This window comes from Haloarcula sebkhae (assembly GCF_014647415.1).
In the GTDB taxonomy this organism is placed as follows: Archaea; Halobacteriota; Halobacteria; order Halobacteriales; family Haloarculaceae; genus Haloarcula; species Haloarcula sebkhae.
The window spans coordinates 377,400-392,393 of the sequence record NZ_BMPD01000003.1; the positions used below are offsets into that span (position 1 = coordinate 377,400).

16 protein-coding genes and 1 pseudogene are annotated in these 14,994 nt (G+C 63.8%); 10 read left to right on the top strand and 7 right to left on the bottom strand.

Going from position 1 to position 14,994, the window contains the following annotated elements; translation table 11 throughout:
* Positions 1-72: 72 nt before the first annotated feature.
* Positions 73-1,335 carry an isocitrate dehydrogenase (NADP(+)) gene (gene icd, locus IEY38_RS11670; protein ID WP_188977966.1) on the bottom strand — a complete coding sequence of 421 codons (1,263 nt, stop codon included), beginning with the start codon at positions 1,333-1,335 and terminating at the stop codon, positions 73-75.
* Between the two features lie 150 nt (positions 1,336-1,485).
* Here icd and IEY38_RS11675 point away from each other — a divergent pair, with 150 nt between their 5' ends.
* Together IEY38_RS11675 and map are read left to right on the top strand one after the other, a co-directional pair.
* Complete coding sequence (locus IEY38_RS11675) at positions 1,486-2,328, top strand: isoaspartyl peptidase/L-asparaginase (RefSeq protein ID WP_188978237.1); 843 nt, start codon at positions 1,486-1,488, stop codon at positions 2,326-2,328.
* A 43-nt stretch (positions 2,329-2,371) separates the two neighbouring features.
* Positions 2,372-3,268, top strand: a complete 897-nt coding sequence (gene map, locus IEY38_RS11680; RefSeq protein ID WP_005535878.1) for a type II methionyl aminopeptidase — start codon at positions 2,372-2,374, stop codon at positions 3,266-3,268.
* Between the two features lie 216 nt (positions 3,269-3,484).
* Here the strand turns inward: map and IEY38_RS11685 are convergent, their stop codons facing one another.
* Positions 3,485-3,682 (bottom strand): DUF7835 family putative zinc beta-ribbon protein, encoded by a 198-nt coding sequence (locus tag IEY38_RS11685; protein WP_170098386.1) that lies wholly within the window; start codon positions 3,680-3,682, stop codon positions 3,485-3,487.
* Between the two features lie 243 nt (positions 3,683-3,925).
* Here IEY38_RS11685 and IEY38_RS11690 point away from each other — a divergent pair, with 243 nt between their 5' ends.
* The 4 genes and pseudogenes from IEY38_RS11690 (at position 3,926) to IEY38_RS11705 (ending at position 6,860) form a co-directional block, all read left to right on the top strand.
* Positions 3,926-4,462, top strand: a complete 537-nt coding sequence (locus IEY38_RS11690) for an HIT family protein (protein ID WP_188977968.1) — start codon at positions 3,926-3,928, stop codon at positions 4,460-4,462.
* A 130-nt stretch (positions 4,463-4,592) separates the two neighbouring features.
* Positions 4,593-5,479, top strand: a pseudogene (locus tag IEY38_RS11695) (ubiquinol-cytochrome c reductase iron-sulfur subunit).
* A gap of 46 nt (positions 5,480-5,525) precedes the next feature.
* On the top strand, positions 5,526-6,440 hold the full coding sequence (locus IEY38_RS11700; RefSeq protein WP_170098383.1) for a cation diffusion facilitator family transporter: 915 nt from the start codon (positions 5,526-5,528) through the stop codon (positions 6,438-6,440).
* A gap of 33 nt (positions 6,441-6,473) precedes the next feature.
* Positions 6,474-6,860 carry a DoxX family protein gene (locus IEY38_RS11705; RefSeq protein WP_170098382.1) on the top strand — a complete coding sequence of 129 codons (387 nt, stop codon included), beginning with the start codon at positions 6,474-6,476 and terminating at the stop codon, positions 6,858-6,860.
* Positions 6,861-6,903: 43 nt separating this feature from the next.
* Here the strand turns inward: IEY38_RS11705 and IEY38_RS11710 are convergent, their stop codons facing one another.
* Both IEY38_RS11710 and deoC read right to left on the bottom strand, forming a co-directional pair.
* A complete protein-coding gene (locus IEY38_RS11710; protein ID WP_188977970.1) occupies positions 6,904-8,187 on the bottom strand; it encodes a tRNA (N(6)-L-threonylcarbamoyladenosine(37)-C(2))-methylthiotransferase in 1,284 nt (427 codons plus the stop codon).
* A 50-nt stretch (positions 8,188-8,237) separates the two neighbouring features.
* Positions 8,238-8,933, bottom strand: coding sequence for a deoxyribose-phosphate aldolase (gene deoC / locus IEY38_RS11715; protein WP_188977972.1), 696 nt, complete (start codon positions 8,931-8,933; stop codon positions 8,238-8,240).
* A 153-nt stretch (positions 8,934-9,086) separates the two neighbouring features.
* On the opposite strand from deoC, the gene IEY38_RS11720 reads away from it, so the two are divergent.
* Positions 9,087-9,923 carry a DUF63 family protein gene (locus IEY38_RS11720; protein WP_188977974.1) on the top strand — a complete coding sequence of 279 codons (837 nt, stop codon included), beginning with the start codon at positions 9,087-9,089 and terminating at the stop codon, positions 9,921-9,923.
* Positions 9,924-9,931: 8 nt separating this feature from the next.
* On the opposite strand, the gene IEY38_RS11725 is transcribed toward IEY38_RS11720, so the two are convergent.
* Positions 9,932-10,345 carry a hypothetical protein gene (locus IEY38_RS11725; RefSeq protein ID WP_188977976.1) on the bottom strand — a complete coding sequence of 138 codons (414 nt, stop codon included), beginning with the start codon at positions 10,343-10,345 and terminating at the stop codon, positions 9,932-9,934.
* Between the two features lie 241 nt (positions 10,346-10,586).
* Between IEY38_RS11725 and IEY38_RS11730 the strand changes: the two genes are divergently transcribed.
* Complete coding sequence (locus tag IEY38_RS11730) at positions 10,587-11,090, top strand: hypothetical protein (protein WP_188977978.1); 504 nt, start codon at positions 10,587-10,589, stop codon at positions 11,088-11,090.
* 7 nt (positions 11,091-11,097) lie between these two features.
* Here the strand turns inward: IEY38_RS11730 and IEY38_RS11735 are convergent, their stop codons facing one another.
* Positions 11,098-11,319 (bottom strand): hypothetical protein, encoded by a 222-nt coding sequence (locus tag IEY38_RS11735; RefSeq protein WP_005535862.1) that lies wholly within the window; start codon positions 11,317-11,319, stop codon positions 11,098-11,100.
* Positions 11,320-11,405: 86 nt separating this feature from the next.
* Here IEY38_RS11735 and IEY38_RS11740 point away from each other — a divergent pair, with 86 nt between their 5' ends.
* Positions 11,406-12,131 (top strand): nucleoside phosphorylase, encoded by a 726-nt coding sequence (locus IEY38_RS11740; protein WP_188977980.1) that lies wholly within the window; start codon positions 11,406-11,408, stop codon positions 12,129-12,131.
* Between the two features lie 115 nt (positions 12,132-12,246).
* A complete protein-coding gene (locus IEY38_RS11745; RefSeq protein WP_188977982.1) occupies positions 12,247-13,761 on the top strand; it encodes an HPP family protein in 1,515 nt (504 codons plus the stop codon).
* On the opposite strand, the gene IEY38_RS11750 is transcribed toward IEY38_RS11745, so the two are convergent.
* Positions 13,758-14,966, bottom strand: a complete 1,209-nt coding sequence (locus tag IEY38_RS11750) for an NAD-binding protein (RefSeq protein WP_188977985.1) — start codon at positions 14,964-14,966, stop codon at positions 13,758-13,760. The genes IEY38_RS11745 and IEY38_RS11750 overlap by 4 nt on opposite strands.
* Positions 14,967-14,994 lie beyond the last annotated feature (28 nt).

The following is a 14,994-nucleotide window of genomic DNA, read 5'->3' on the forward strand; positions in this document are numbered from 1 at the left end:
GCGCCTGTCTCGTCGCTCTCGACCCGTACTGTGCGATAAAAATGGAGCGTCTCTGTAGGCAGCTTGACTCGCTTATGAGAGTTTCTCTATGTTCTCGACGACCTTCTCTGCGAACTCGCTGGTGGCGAGCTTCGTGCCGCCCTCGATCTGGCGTTCGAGGTCGTAGGTGACGTTGCCCGAGGAGATGGTCTCCTCGACGGCGTCACGAACGAGCTCGCCAGCGTCCTTCCAGCCCATGTATTCGAGCATGAGGCGGCCGGAGAGGATCATCGCGGTCGGGTTGACCTTGTCCTCGCCGGCGTACTTCGGTGCGGAGCCGTGGACCGGCTCTGCGAGACAGCGGGCCGAGCCGAAGTTCGCACCGGGGGCGATGCCGAGCCCGCCGATCTGTGCGCCGGCGGCGTCGGACATGTAGTCCCCGTTGAGGTTCATCGTCGCGATGATGTCGTACTCGTCGGTCCGGGTCAGGAGCTGCTGGAGCATGTTGTCGGCGATACGGTCGTTGACAACGAGCGCGTCCTCGGGCGCTTCGCCGTCGTACTCGTCCCACAGCTCGTCCTCGGTGATGACGTGCTCGCCGTACTCCTCTTCGGCGACCTCGTAGCCCCAGTCGCGGAAGGCACCCTCGGTGAACTTCATGATGTTGCCCTTGTGGACCAGCGTGACGCTGTCGCGGTCCTCTTCGAGGGCGTAGTCGATGGCCTCGCGGACGAGGCGCTTGGTCCCGAACTCGGTGATCGGCTTGACGCCGATGCCGACCGGGCCGTCGTGGATGGTCTCGTCGAAGTTCATCTCGTCCTCGACGAACTCCTTGACCTCCTCGACTTCGTCGGTGCCGGCCTCCCACTCGATGCCGGCGTAGACGTCCTCGGTGTTCTCCCGGAAGGTGACCATGTCCATCTCCTCGGGGTCTTTGACCGGTGACGGGACGCCCTCGATGTGGTAGGTCGGGCGGACGTTCGCGTAGAGGTCGAGCGTCTTGCGGAGTGCGACGTTCAGCGAGCGGAAACCAGCGCCGACCGGTGTCGTCAGCGGGCCCTTGATAGCGACGTTGAACTCCTTGATGGCTTCGACGGTGTCATCAGGGAGATTCTCGTCGTACTTGTCCCGGGCGGACTGGCCGGCGTAGACGCGCATCCAGGAGATGTCACGACCGGTCGCGTTCGCGGCGGCTTCGAGCACTTTCTGTGCGGCCGGACCGACGTCCGTTCCGATACCGTCCCCGTGGATGATGGGGATGATCGGGTTTTCCGGAACGTCAAGTTCGTCGTCCTCCGTGACCTGAATCTGCTGTCCCTCGTCGGGAACCTCCACTTTGTCGTAATCGTAGCCCATATTCCGCCAATTGATAGTCGCCCCTAAAGGCGTGCCGCTTTGCCTCAGACGTGGTAACACAGTGCGTAAAGAAAGGTCACGACCGCATGCCGGCACGTCACTATCGCAACTGCCGGAGGTGATATGCCTTTCGTGTGTCAACGGGGCTGTATGCAGGTCATCGTCCACGGCGGCGCGGGCAGTCCACCGGAGTCACCGGCTACTCGGCAGGAAACGCTCACAGACGCCGCTGAACAGGCAACGGCGGCGGAGGGTCCGATGGAGGCGGTGCTGGCCGCGCTTCGCCCCCTCGAATCTGACCCGGCGTTCAACGCTGGCGTCGGTGGCGCTGTCCAGAGTGACGGCGAAGTCCGGACTGACGCCGGAGTGATGACCCACGATGGCCAGACCGGCGCGGCGTGTGCAATGTCTGGTGTTGTACACGCTGCGGATGTAGCCTATACTGTGGCAACTGAGACGCCACATGTCCTCCTTGCCGGCGACGAAGCCGTTGCGTTCGCGGCGGGTTCCGGCGTCGAAACCGGTCGCGACCTTACGACTGCAGAGACCCGACAGCGATACGAGGCCGCTGACCCACCCGACGGAGGCCCTGCTGACCATCTCGACTGGGTCCGTGAGCATTTCAGCGGTACTGACACTGTCGGCGCGGTTGCGACCGACGGGGACCGGCTCGCCGCGGCGACTTCGACCGCCGGGCGCTGGTACGCGCTGGCTGGTCGGGTCGGGGACGTACCCCAGATCGGTGCTGGCTTCTACGCGGACGACCGCGGCGGCGCGAGCGCGACCGGTGAAGGGGAAGCCATTGCCCGGTTCGGGCTGGCTCGTCGCGCCGTCGAACTCCTAGACACGTACGGCCCGAAACAGGCCGCCGAAGAAGCGATCGCCGAGTTCGAGGACGCGACTGGCGGGCGTGCCGGCGTAATCGTTCTCGACCATGCCGGCCACACCGGAGCCGAACGGAACACCGCCGCGATGCAGACCGCGACGAGATAGCCAGAGGGAAACCCCTTTGCCCGCCACCGACTAACCGGCGTGCATGACTGACGTGGACTTCGATTCCGAGGAGTACGAGAAATGCCGCGAAGCGGGCGAGATTCTGGCACAGGTGCGCGACGAGGCGGCCGAACGCGTCGAGGTGGGCGTCTCCCACCTCGAAGTCGCCCAGTGGGCAGAGGACAAGATCCGGGAGCTTGGCGGTAAGCCGGCGTTCCCGGTGAACATCTCTATTGATGAGGAGGCTGCCCACGCCACGCCCGAGCGCGACGACGACGCTACGTTCGGCGAGGAGATGGTCAACCTCGACATCGGTGTCCACGTCGATGGGTGGCTCGCTGATACCGCCGTAACCGTCGACCTCTCCGGGCAGGACGAACTCGCTGAAGCGCCTGCGGAGGCCCTGGACGCCGCGCTGGACGTCGCCGGCCCCGGTGTCGACGTGGGCCAGATCGGCGCAGCCGTCGAGGAGGTCATCGAAGGGTACGGCTACAACCCCGTCGTGAACCTCACCGGCCACGGACTCGGCCACTGGGAGCAACACACGTCGCCGAATATCCCGAACCGCGAAGTGGCACAGGGCGCGACGCTCGACGTGGGCGACGTGGTCGCTATCGAGCCGTTCGCCACCGACGGCCGTGGCAAGGTACAGGAAGGAGCCGACGAGGAGATTTTCGCCCTCGAACGGGAAGGGTCGGTACGGAACCGGCAGGCCCGGCAGGTCCTCGAACAGATCACCGAGGAGTACCGCACGCTACCGTTTGCCGCCCGCTGGCTCGACTCGCCGCGAGCGGAGATGGCGCTTCGCCGCCTGAAACAGCAGGACATCGTCCACGGCTACCCAGTGCTCAAAGAGCAGGACGGCGCGTACGTCAGCCAGAAGGAACACACCGTCATCATCACCGAGGACGGCTGTGAAGTGACGACGCGCTCGCGGTAGCGCGACACCGGTTTCGAACCCGTTGGGTGATCTCGGACTACTGTTCTCGAGTAGCAACGCTATCGCTCGGAAGGCGTGTGAAAGGGTGGGGTGTGTGGCCACACAGTCAGAGACCGTGTGGCGTATTGAAACGGGTGGGTGGGGGGTGTGTGGCCACGCAGTCAGAGACCGCGTGGCGTACGGAAAGGGTGGGGTGGGGTGGGGTGTGTGGGATGGTTAGGCGTTGTTCATCCGCGTCGACGTGGTTGTCCCACAGAGTTGACACTCGCTAACCCGATACGGCTCTCGGGAAAACGCCGCGTTTTCGCGTTTATCGGACTCTGTCTGTATCTGGACACGCACGGCGTGCGGTGTCTCACGGTCACACGTCGAACAGTGTTCGGCCATGTCAACGCCGTCGTTTATCGCTGCCATCCCGCCTGATACAAACCCGGTAGAGAGTATAAAAACCACCTTCAGTTCTGGTCCGTTCAGCACTGTTTATCGCAGGACTGCGACCGATTTCAGCCGATTACAACCTCAGATTCTACGAGAATGTTTAAAAAGCCTTCTGAGGCCACAGAGGCCGGTCAGGTTGCGTGAACGGCCAATGCTTTTATATATCTCTTTCCCGGCATCAGTCACGTCGTTTTTGCTGGTGGGTCGACAACTGGCGGTATGGACAAGGTGTTTGCGCCGTGGCGCATCGAGTGGGTCGAACGCGAGGAGGCGAACCCAGATGTCGACTGCGTGTTCTGTGCGTTTCAGACACAGGACGATGACCGGACGAACAATCTCGTGGCGCGAAGCGACCACGCCTTTGTCCTCCTGAACAACTACCCGTACAACCCCGGCCACGCGATGGTCATTCCCCACACCCACACCGGCGAGTACGGTGACCTTGACGACGAGGTCCTGCTCGACCACGCTCGACTGAAACAGCGGACCTTCGACGCTCTCGAAACTGCACTCTCCCCGGACGCGTTCAACGCCGGGCTGAATCTCGGCGGCTCCGCGGCCGGCGGCTCCATCGACGACCACCTCCACACTCACATCGTGCCGCGGTGGAACGGCGACACCAACTTCATGCCGGTCATCAGTGATACGAAAGTCATCGTCGAGGCTGTCGAAGAGACGTACGACCGGCTCTACGCCGCGTTCGCGTCACAGGACGGGACGACCGCTCCTGCGGATGGGGCTGTCCGAGTCGAGTAGACCGGCTGTCCTGGCATCCAGCTAAGCTACGGTCTTCGCCGGTGGAACTGTGGTAAAACAGCCGATTTCCGGTAGCTGAAAAGCATCGGGTGGGCCTTTTTCAGTGGCCGTCAAACCGTCGTATGGTCCTATGACCCAAGAAGGCCCTCCAAATCACGGCCAGCGTGATAAGTACCCGGCTCCATCCGGTCGCCGCCGCTTCGTCAAAGGACTGGTCGGCGCCAGTGCGCTGTCGGGGATGACAACCGTCGGTGGCCTCGCAGTCAACGCAACGACCGACCAAGGCGGCGTCGGTGGCGGTACCGTGTCCTATGTCGGCATCCGGAACATCGCTGGCCCGGCGAACCGACCGATGCCGATCGTCCCGCTGGAGATATCCGATGGCGCGCTCCGCGGCATCTGGCCGTCCATCTCAGAGGAGACAGCGGGCGGTGACACCTTCCGTATCGCCAAGGGCGAACTGGGCGGTCTGACGTACTCCCAGCAGTGGTTCCAGTACTGTGGGCTCGAAGTCGCTGCGGGACTCGAACCAGACCCCGAGCGCGATGGGTTCCTCAGGTCGAAGGGACGTATGACTGGCAATCACAGTTGAACGACGGGGACAAACTCCGTGTCGAGCACTTCGAGGACTACGAGTCGTGGGGAAACGACATCGGTAGCGACGGTCTCGGCAAGCCAGCGGTCGCGACTTGGCGTTCACAGGGCGAGGACGTCAAGGAGATTCAGGTTCAGGTACTCCGGACACCCGCCGTCTCGAAGATGGCCGCCGGTGAAGACGAGTACGCCGACCTCGCCGGTGAGATACGTGAATTCATAGACGCGGCCACCGCCGAGGATTTCATCGCATGGGTGAACCGTTGTACGCACCTCTGCTGTAATCCCGGGTACAAAAAGACGCCTGGAAGCGCGAAGTTCGAAGCCGCCGACAAGGTGTACTGTAACTGCCACCAGTCGGTGTATGATCCGTTCTCACCAACGAAGGCAACCTTCGCGTCCCGGCCTCGGCCACAGGGATAGGTCAGTGTCGAAGCGGCTTTGACGGCGGCCCGACAACGGGGGAGCAATGTCACGCCGCGCGACGCTCAGGCGGGTCGGCCTGCTCGTTCTCGGCGTCAACCTTCTCCTCGTGCTGCTGAAAGCCGGCGTCTGGCTCACCACCGGGAGCTTCGCCGTCCAGTCTGAGGCGATCAACAGCGCCGCCGACACCGCCTACTCGCTGGTCATCGTTGCCGGGCTGTATCTGACGACCCGCCCGCCGGACTTCGAGCACCCCCACGGCCACGAGCGCATCGAGCCGTTCGTCTCGCTGTTCGTCGCCGCGGGTATCTTCGCCGCTGGCGGGTTCGTCCTCTGGAACGCCGGGACTGCCCTGTTGACCGGGGACGTCTCGGTGACACAGGGGCCAGCCGCTGTACTCGTACTCGTGTTCTCGGCCGTCGCGAAGTACGCCCTCTATCGCTACTGTCTCCGCGCGGGCACGGACCGGAACTCCCCGGCGCTCATTGCGACGGCGAAGGACAACCGCAACGACATCCTCACCGCCGGAGCGGCGCTGGTCGGTGTCGCCGGTGCAATGGCCGGCTATCCAATCGCCGACCCGCTGGCCGCACTCGTCGTCGCCGTCGGCATCATCTACACCGGCATCGAGGTCGTCCAAGAAAACGTCACGTATCTGGTCGGCGGCGCACCGCCGGAAGACCTCCGGCGCGAAATTCTCCGCCGCGCGCTCGACCATCCGAAGGTCAGCGGCGCACACGACGTTATCGCTCACTACGTCGGTCCCGAAATCGACGTGAGCCTCCACATCGAGGTGGAGGGCGACCTGACGCTGTTCGAGGCCCACGACATCGAGACGGCGGTCATCAAGTCCATCGAGGAACTTCCGGAGGTCGACGACGCGTTCATCCACGTCGACCCGAAGGAACTGGGGGAGTGGAAAGACGACGAAGAAGTAGAGCGGCTTGCCGATCTGGAGTGACGTTTTAGTAGCTTCCGTGCCATGCCGTAGCATATGGGTGACGACTCATCACGTAGCTGGCTCGCGCTTGGACGACTGTTGTTCGGTCTCGGTCTGGCTCTGCAGGCCACCGAGGACTTCCGTGACATGGAAGACGCCATCGAGTACGCCGAGTCCGCGGGCGTCCCCGCGCCGGACCTGCTGGCCCCGCTGGCCTCGGGAATGATGCTGGTCGGTGGGCTGGGGACGGCGTTCTGGCGGCTCCCCCGGATTTCGACCGGTGCGGTCGCCACGTTTCTGGCCGTCGTCACGCCGACGATGCACGACTTCTGGAACGCCGACCCGGACGACCGGGGCGGCGAGCGCTTGGCCTTCTTCGGGAACCTCGCGATGTTCGGCGCAGCGGTCACGTTCCTTCGCGAAGCCTATCGCGGCGACTGATTGTCCGATCGGTTTCGACTGAAAATTTGCGACGGCGGCCCGCTCAGTCCGCGACCTGCGCCCGCTCGATTGGCTCGCCGAAGGCGTACACGGTGTTGTGGCTCGTGATCTCCACCTCGACCGTGTCACCGATTTCGAGGCCGCGCTCCTGTGCGTCGGCGATGACGACCTGCCGGTAGGCCTCGTCGTAGCCCACCAGCGACTCGTCGGTGCCGTCCTCGACGAGCAGGACCGAAGACGTGCGGCCCACCATCTCCTCGTAAGCCTCGGCCATCAGTTCCATCTTCGCCTCGCTCATCTCCTTCGAGCGGTCCTTCTTCGTCTGGCCGCCCAGCCCTTTCATATCGGCCGCGTCGGTACCGGGCCGCTTGGAGAAGCGCGTGACGTTGATCTTCTCGGGGCGGGTTTCGCGCAGCAGCGCCATCGACTGCTCGTGGTCGGCCGGCTCCTCGGTCGGGAAGCCGACGATGAAGTCCGTCGATAGCGTCCAGTAGTCTAAGTGGTCGTCCAGCGTCTCGACAACTTCCAGATACTCCGAAACGGCGTGCTGGCGGCGCATATCTGCCAGCACGTCGTCGCTGCCGGACTGGACCGGCGCGTGGATGAAGTTGTACAGTTCGTCGTGCTCGGCGAACACCGCCGCGAGTTCCTCGCGAACACCGTGGAGGCCCTTCGGGTTCGCCATGCCGACACGCACCCGGAAGTCGCCGTCGATCTCGGAGCAGATGCGGTCGAGTAGCTCCGGCAGGAGGCTCGTTCCCTGGTTCGTGTCCCACCCGTAGACGCCGGTGTCCTGGCCGGTGATGCGGATTTCCTTTGCGCCGGCGTGGACGAGCGCACGAGCCTTCTCGACGTTTTCCTCGACCGAGGGTGATTCGATCCGCCCGGTCGCCTGCTTGGTGATACAGTAGGAACAGTCCGACATACAGCCCCGGGCGATGGGGAGGATGCCGACGACGCCGTTGAGCACCGTTTCAGTGTCCGGCGTGATCGTCGGGCACTCGCCGTTGAGGACGTACTGTGGGACGTCGTCCCAGTGGAGCACTTCGGCGTCGATGTCGGCGCTCTGGAACTCCTCGCCCTGTGCGAGCGCCATACAGCCCGTGATGACGAGGTCGGCTGGCGTTTCCTTGTCGAGTTCTTTGGCCCGTGCGAGCATGTTTCGTTCGGTCTTCTCAAGCACCGTACAGGTGTTGAGTATCGCCACGTCGGCGGACTCCGGGCCGTCGGCGGGGTGGTGCCCGCCCTCCCGGAGCGCCTGCTCGATCTGCTGGGTCTCACCTCTGTTCGAGGTGCACCCGTACGTCTCGATGTGATACCGGGCCATTCATCCAGACACTATCGCCAGGACGGCAAAAGGGCGACGGATTGGACCGGTCAGTAGCCGTTATCTGTATCCGCGTCGTCCCGATCTGTCTCCGGCTCGATTGGAGTCTCGCCTTCCGTCGCGGCCTGCCACTCCCGAACGATGGTATCGCCGCTCGACGCACCGATTCGCTCGGCTCCAGCCTCGAACATCGCCTCGGCGTCGGCCCACGACCCGACGCCGCCGCTGGCTTTCACCGGGAGGTACTTGCTGAGGATCTTCACGTCGTGGACTGTTGCGCCGCCCTCGCTGAACCCTGTCGCCGTCTTGAGATACGCGGCGTCGGCGTCTGCGACGATCTGTCCGACCCGTTCGAGTTCGTCGTCGGAGAGCAGCGGCGCTTCGACGATGACCTTCACGGGAACTGGAACGCTGGCGACGACTTCGGTGATGTGGTCCCGGACGGCGTCGTCCTCCCCGGCCTTGAGCAAGCCGACGTTGCACACCATATCCAGTTCGTCGGCTCCGGCATCCCAGGCCAGCTTGGCCGCTTGACAGACGCTGTCGGTCTGCCCCTGGCCGTGGGGAAAGTCGATGACCGCCGTGAGCGGGACGTTCGCGTACTCCGTCGCCAGCGGGAGGTAACACGGTGGAATGCACGCCCGCATCCCGTACTGCAGCGCCTCGTCGAGGCAGGCTCGTACGTCGTCCGGTGTCGTCGTCGGTCCGAGGACCGTATGTTCGATGCGGTCTGGTATATCGTCCATACCGCGAGGTGACACGCGGTGCCTACGTAAAGACGGCGGGCGGCAAGCGGTGGGGGCTACTGGCTCCCTGTCCGACGGTCGCCGCTCGTGCCGATGTGCCCTCCGTCGGTCTCGTTCGGAAGGTTTTCCCTCGTAGGCGTCGGCGTGAGGGACATGGTACTGCCTTCGGGGTTAGCGCTCCCGCCGCTTGAGTACACTGTGGCGCTGCTTGCGGGCACACTCGTGGTGACAGCGCTGTTGTACGCCCTCGAACCACCGATCGACCAGCGGACTGTGGTCGCCCTGACGCCGTGGATGGCACTTGGCGGCGCGCTCCACGCGTTCCACCAGCCGCCGATTGCAGCGTACAGGCCCGTGGTCGCACCGCTGTTCGGCGCACCGGCGGTGTACCTGACGACGTTCGTCACGCTGGGCGTCATCTGGATCACGCTGACGCTGTTCAGTGTCCGGCGCGGCCACAGCGAGACGATATCGCGCAATCTGGGGTACATCGGCATCGGACTCCTGACCGTGTTGCTCGTCATCGCCGTCGTGATGGCACTGGAATCCGGCCTACTGGGGCTCATCTGGCCGACCGTCGCCGTCGTCGTCGCAATCGTCGTGAGTGCCGTGACGGTGCTTGCGGTCGCGCTGTGGCGGACCCCGGTCGTCGTCCGGATGCGCTATGCGGCCCCGACGGTCGTGTTCGCGCATATGCTCGACGGCGTCTCGACGGCGGTCGGCGCTGACGTTATCGGCATCACGGAGCGAACGCCGATACCGGCCCGTATTATGGAGTTCGCCGGCACGCTCCCGACAGCACCGTATCTCGGCAAAGGCTGGCTGTTCGTATTCGTCAAACTGCTCGTGGCGATTGGGGTCGTCTTCCTGCTGGACGACTATCTTGAAGAAGACCCCGCGGAAGCCAGCCTGCTGCTCGCCCTCGTAACTGCTGTCGGCATCGGCCCGGCCACGAACAACATCGTCCTGTTCCTGTTCAGCCCGGTCTGAAGGTGGCGTTATTCTGCCACCGAATCGCTGAATCGCTCCTGTCGTTCCTGCTCGAGCCGCTGACACCCGAACACCAGCGAATCCGGCACGTCCGTCGCGTTGGACTGTAGCGATTCGAGCACGATTGCCACCTCTTCGAACCGCGGTCCGCGACCGGCGACCAGTGGCTCTGTATCCCACGTAATGAACTCGTGGTCGGACAGCATCGGCAGGTGACAGTGGTACAGTCTCTGTCGAAGGACCGTCGGGTCGCGCGGGACGTTGGGGTTTACGGCACTTTCTGGGAGTGGGACTATCTCGTCGGGGTGGGCGTCCGACAACGAGAGAATGAGCTGTCGCCGCGGCTCGGCCGTAACGGCCTTGAAAACATCGTCCCAGCGTTTGATCACCTGCTTTCCGTTCTGGTAGCGCTGCTGTGTCATGATATAACTTGTGTCACTTTTCTACACGACTACATATATATCATCGTGGTGTACTATATTGAGTGAATCGACTGCTGAGGGCGGTATCTGGGTATACCGAGACGCCACAGTTGCGGACGCTGAAACAGGCCTGCTGGCACTCGGTGAGGCATACTGACCAAAATCCTGACAGTAGGCTGTCCTAGCCACAGATCCCGCATTTAGAGCGGTCGTCGGTTTGCCGTTCTGATCTCATGACACAATGCTCATTGGCACTGCGAACGAGGGACGATACGTGCTTGACTACCCCATCGCGCAGTGGGCGTTCGTCTGTGTCGTCGCCGGTGCGGTCGTCGGTCTGTTGTTGAATATCCCGATGGTGACACAGGATCAGGGGTATCTGCCGGCACACGTCGCCGCGGCCGGCCTCACTCGCGCCGACCCGGCCGCAGTGAGCCGCCCCCTCGCTGTCGCTGTCCATCACGGCACCGCCCTCGTCGCGGCGCTGCTGTACGGCGCGGTCGTCGCTGGCCTCTCGTTTGCGCTCCCGACGGCGGTCTCGCTCAACGGTGTCCCGCTGATACCCCATATCGTCGGTATTGCCGGCATCTCCGCGTTCATTTACTACTTCTTCGCTCGGATCGCCATGCCTCGCTTCGGCGGTAGCGTCCGGGCCGACGCTGACGAGATCATCCGACAGTGGGCACTCACGGCGTTCATCTTCGGGACGGCGCTCGCGCTGTTCGTCCCGGTGCTCGTCACCTGACTGTGAGCTACGTATCCTCGACCCGCTTCGAGAGGTTTCTGTAGGCCCCGAGATACAGGAAGACGCTGGCGAGCAGCGCGAACGGGACGACGAGGGTCCACGAGGGGCCGTCCGGCGTTCCCGCGCCGACGGTGTAGCCGGTCAGCAGTCCGAGGACGACTCCGGCGGCGAGAGCGATACCCGCCGGCCCTCGCATCCGCCTGTCGAACAGCGAGATATCGTCTGCCATACGTCCTCTCTTGCGGCCGTCCTACCTCACTGTTGTGACCGACGGGAATCCACTGACTACTAAATAGTTCCGTGCGACTGGCCTGTATGGCGAAACAACCGCATCTACTCGTCGAACCGGGTGACCTGACAGACATCGCGCTCGTGCCGGGCGACCCCGGCCGCGTCGACCGCATCGCCGGTCTCTGTGACGACCACGAGGTCGTCGCACAGAACCGCGAGTACAAACTCGTCAACGCGACCTACGACGGCCGCGAACTGACGATCTGTTCGACCGGTATCGGGTCGCCGTCGACGGCCATCGCCGTCGAGGAACTGGAGGCGGTCGGCGTCGAGACGCTCATCCGCGTCGGAACGACTGGCGCGCTTCAGGAAGGCATCGAAATCGGGGACATGGTCGTCGCCAACGGCGCTGCCAAGGACGAGGGAACGTCCCAGCGCTACGAATCCAAGTCCGTCCCGGCCGTCCCCGACTACGATGTGCTCTCGTCGCTGGTCGACGCCGCTGAGGCGAACGACGAAGACGTTCACGTCGGCCCCATCGCGACGGACGACGCCTTCTACGCCGAGACGGACGAGTACATCAACGACTGGGAGGCCGCCGGCCTGCTCGCCGTCGAGATGGAGGCCGCCGCGCTGTTTTCCCTGTGTCGCCGTAAGGGCCTGCGCTCGGGCGCTATCTGTACCGTCGACGGGAACCTCGTCGAGGGGACACAGAAGGGCGAAACCGAGGACGAGGAACTCCCAGAAAAAGCCAAAAACAACGTCGAGCGCGCCATCGAAATCAGTCTGACGGCGGCTGCGTCGCTGTAACTGTCGGAACTGCTGGATTCTGCGAATGCTGTCGGGGCTATCGGACCCGCATGAGCGGCCGACCGCGCCGCTTTCCGGCGGAGGGCTTAACAGACACTCTCCCGTGGGAAACTGTATGCTCGACCAGTTCCGGAAACGCCTCCGCGCGGCGGTCAGACGGCTCCGGCGGGTTGAGCGCCGTGAACTACAGGACTTCAGACGATGGGCCGAGGTGACCGAAAACCTCGTCCACCTCTCTATGCTGGTGTTCGTCCCGCTCGCCATCGTGCTGGTGACGACGCTCGCGAACGCCATCCCCCAACTGAGCTTCCTGCTGTTCCCGCCACTCGCGGCGGGGTCGTACACGCTGTTTGTCGACCCGACGAGCAAGTACTCCGACCCGAAGCGGTTCGTCGCGGGACTCACCATTGGCGCGGTCTGTGGGCTGGGCGCACTCGCCGTTTCGAACAGTTATCTCACAGCCGCGGGCGGACAGTTCGGCGTCAATGCGCTCGGTGCTGGCCTTGCCGTTTTCGCGACTGGTGTTGTCACCTGGCCGCTGGACATCGAGGAGCCGTCGTCGTACTCTACCGCCCTGCTGGCGCTGCTGGTCGAACCGAACCAGCGGACGACGTTCGTTGCCAGCATCTTCCTCGCCAGTACACTCGTGGCAGTCCTCTTTGTCATCTGGCGCGAGCAGTTCTACGAGCAGCGAGCGACGTACCTGTACGAGTCGATGTCCGGCGACGACCACGTTCTCGTCCCGATGCGCGGTGACTCAGCGGGCCAGACAGCGATGTTGGGCGCACGACTCGCGGCCGCCCACGAGGCCGGCAAAGTCGTCCTGCTGGACGTGGTTTCGGACAGCGATACCGACACGGCCCGGCAAGCCCTCACGCGGGACACAATACAAATGGACATCCGGTCGGAGAGCGGGTCGGACTCACCATCGGCCCGGACCCGCCTCGTCGGGGATGGCGGTGACCCGGCCACTGCGGGGATGTCGCCCGACAAGACCGACCTCGAAGCGGAAGTCGACTGGCTGGAGACCCACGCCGATCGGATCGAGACGCGAACGGGCGTCTCCTGTCAGGTCGTCGTCGCGAGCGACGACGGTTCGCCGGCGAAGACGACGCTCCAAACCGCGGACGAAACTAACTGCGATCTCATCGTCGCACCATACGAGAGCCAGCACGGGGCGCTGACGCCGTATCTACAGCGGCTGTTTCGCAGTAAGAGCGACATCGTCGTCCATCGGTCCCGGAGCGACCGGACCCGCTGGAAACAGGTAATCGTCCCAGTGCGGTCTGTCAGTGACGTGGCCCACAACATGGTCGACTTCGCCACGCGACTGGCCGGCCGGAGCGGGCGGGTCGCCGTCGCAACCTGTATCGGCTCTCGCGGGGACCGCCGCCGGGCTGAGGAGATGCTTGCGGATCTCATTGAACCGTACGAAGGCGCGTTCGAGACGAGGGTTCCACGGACAAGCATCCAGACGTTTCTGTCCGATACTGCATCGCAATACGACCTCGTCATGATCGGAGCAAGCCGTGACCGGAGCAAGGCGTCGCGGTTCATCTCCCCGCCGACGTTCGAACGGCTGGAGGACGTGGAGACGGACATCGCTATCGTCGACCGCGGCCGGCCCTAGATATCTGCGTCGTCCTCGTCGTTCACGTCGAGCAGGTGGTCGGCAATATTCTCCATCCCCTTCCGACCCAGTGCCGACTGAACGATGAGGTGGCCACCGAGCACTGCCGGGCTGATGACTGTGTCCGCGCCCGCTCGGCGGAGCTTCTCGATGTTCTCGCGGTCGGTTGCCCCGGCGACGATGTTCACCTCCGGATTAAGTGTCTGTGCCGTCAGTACCGCCAGCGCGTCCTGTGCGTCGTCGTTCGTCGCTGCGACGACCGCCGCGGCTTCCTCGATACCGGCCCGTTGCATCGGCTCTTCGTCGCTCGGGTCCGCGGTCAGAACGGCGATGTCCTGTTGTTGGAGCCGCGTGGCCGTCTCCGTGTCCGGTGTGATGACCACGAAATCGATTGCGCCGGTCAGTTCTTCGATAATCGGTTCCGTCAGGTCGCCGTGGCCGAGTACCAGTACGTGGTTCTCGAGCAAGTCCAGTTGTGCGTCAGTCATGTTTCCGAGTGCCTCCGAAAGCCGCTTCTCGATTGCCGGGCCCAGCAGCGACCCCAGCGCGATGGCGAAACTGGCTGTTCCGAGGACGACCACCGACATCCCGAACAGTTTCGCCTGCTGGCTCTGTGGGGTCACGTCGCCGTACCCGACGGTACTGGCCGTGACCAGCGTGTAGTAGAACGCATCGGTCGCCGTCGACAGATTGGTGAATTCATCGCGCAGGGCGTACGAACCCGCCGTTCCGTACATAAGCGAACCGAGGAGTGCCGCGCCAGCGGCCAGTTGCGCTGTCGAGAGGTCGACCGATCGGTCGAAGCGCCGCCGGTTCAGCAGCATCACCGGGAGCGAAAGCAGCGAGAACACGATGAGCGGAACCGAGACGGCTGAACTCGGCACGGTGCCAATGAACGGAAGCGCCACCTCCGAGTTCTGTACCAGCCCCTGAACCGCCGCCACGGGCAGCAAGACGACGGTCGCGTACCACGCGATTCGCAGGCGGCGTCGGAGTCCGATAGCGCTAACGAGTAGCGTAAACCCAGTGAGCGCACCGGTGAATCCGGCTGTCCGCTGTATGCTTCGCGGAATGAGGCCCCCGAGCGGCCCGCTGATCGACACGGCACTGATGTTGACCACACCAGTGACGAACGACAACACTGCCACCAGCACTGGCAGGATGATCGTCGCGCGTGCCCCCAACCAGTTCCGCGGCCTGTCCATACCCATCCAGATTACACCGGTCGGTGTA

What these genes read in the sequence shown, in the direction of transcription:
- icd (WP_188977966.1), bottom strand. Translation starts at nt 1,335, where the DNA reads ATGGGCTACGATTACGACAAAGTGGAGGTTCCCGACGAGGGACAGCAG.
- IEY38_RS11675 (WP_188978237.1), top strand. Translation starts at nt 1,486, where the DNA reads ATGCAGGTCATCGTCCACGGCGGCGCGGGCAGTCCACCGGAGTCACCG.
- map (WP_005535878.1), top strand. Translation starts at nt 2,372, where the DNA reads ATGACTGACGTGGACTTCGATTCCGAGGAGTACGAGAAATGCCGCGAA.
- IEY38_RS11685 (WP_170098386.1), bottom strand. Translation starts at nt 3,682, where the DNA reads ATGGCAGCGATAAACGACGGCGTTGACATGGCCGAACACTGTTCGACG.
- IEY38_RS11690 (WP_188977968.1), top strand. Translation starts at nt 3,926, where the DNA reads ATGGACAAGGTGTTTGCGCCGTGGCGCATCGAGTGGGTCGAACGCGAG.
- IEY38_RS11700 (WP_170098383.1), top strand. Translation starts at nt 5,526, where the DNA reads ATGTCACGCCGCGCGACGCTCAGGCGGGTCGGCCTGCTCGTTCTCGGC.
- IEY38_RS11705 (WP_170098382.1), top strand. Translation starts at nt 6,474, where the DNA reads ATGGGTGACGACTCATCACGTAGCTGGCTCGCGCTTGGACGACTGTTG.
- IEY38_RS11710 (WP_188977970.1), bottom strand. Translation starts at nt 8,187, where the DNA reads ATGGCCCGGTATCACATCGAGACGTACGGGTGCACCTCGAACAGAGGT.
- deoC (WP_188977972.1), bottom strand. Translation starts at nt 8,933, where the DNA reads ATGGACGATATACCAGACCGCATCGAACATACGGTCCTCGGACCGACG.
- IEY38_RS11720 (WP_188977974.1), top strand. Translation starts at nt 9,087, where the DNA reads ATGGTACTGCCTTCGGGGTTAGCGCTCCCGCCGCTTGAGTACACTGTG.
- IEY38_RS11725 (WP_188977976.1), bottom strand. Translation starts at nt 10,345, where the DNA reads ATGACACAGCAGCGCTACCAGAACGGAAAGCAGGTGATCAAACGCTGG.
- IEY38_RS11730 (WP_188977978.1), top strand. Translation starts at nt 10,587, where the DNA reads ATGCTCATTGGCACTGCGAACGAGGGACGATACGTGCTTGACTACCCC.
- IEY38_RS11735 (WP_005535862.1), bottom strand. Translation starts at nt 11,319, where the DNA reads ATGGCAGACGATATCTCGCTGTTCGACAGGCGGATGCGAGGGCCGGCG.
- IEY38_RS11740 (WP_188977980.1), top strand. Translation starts at nt 11,406, where the DNA reads ATGGCGAAACAACCGCATCTACTCGTCGAACCGGGTGACCTGACAGAC.
- IEY38_RS11745 (WP_188977982.1), top strand. Translation starts at nt 12,247, where the DNA reads ATGCTCGACCAGTTCCGGAAACGCCTCCGCGCGGCGGTCAGACGGCTC.
- IEY38_RS11750 (WP_188977985.1), bottom strand. Translation starts at nt 14,966, where the DNA reads ATGGACAGGCCGCGGAACTGGTTGGGGGCACGCGCGACGATCATCCTG.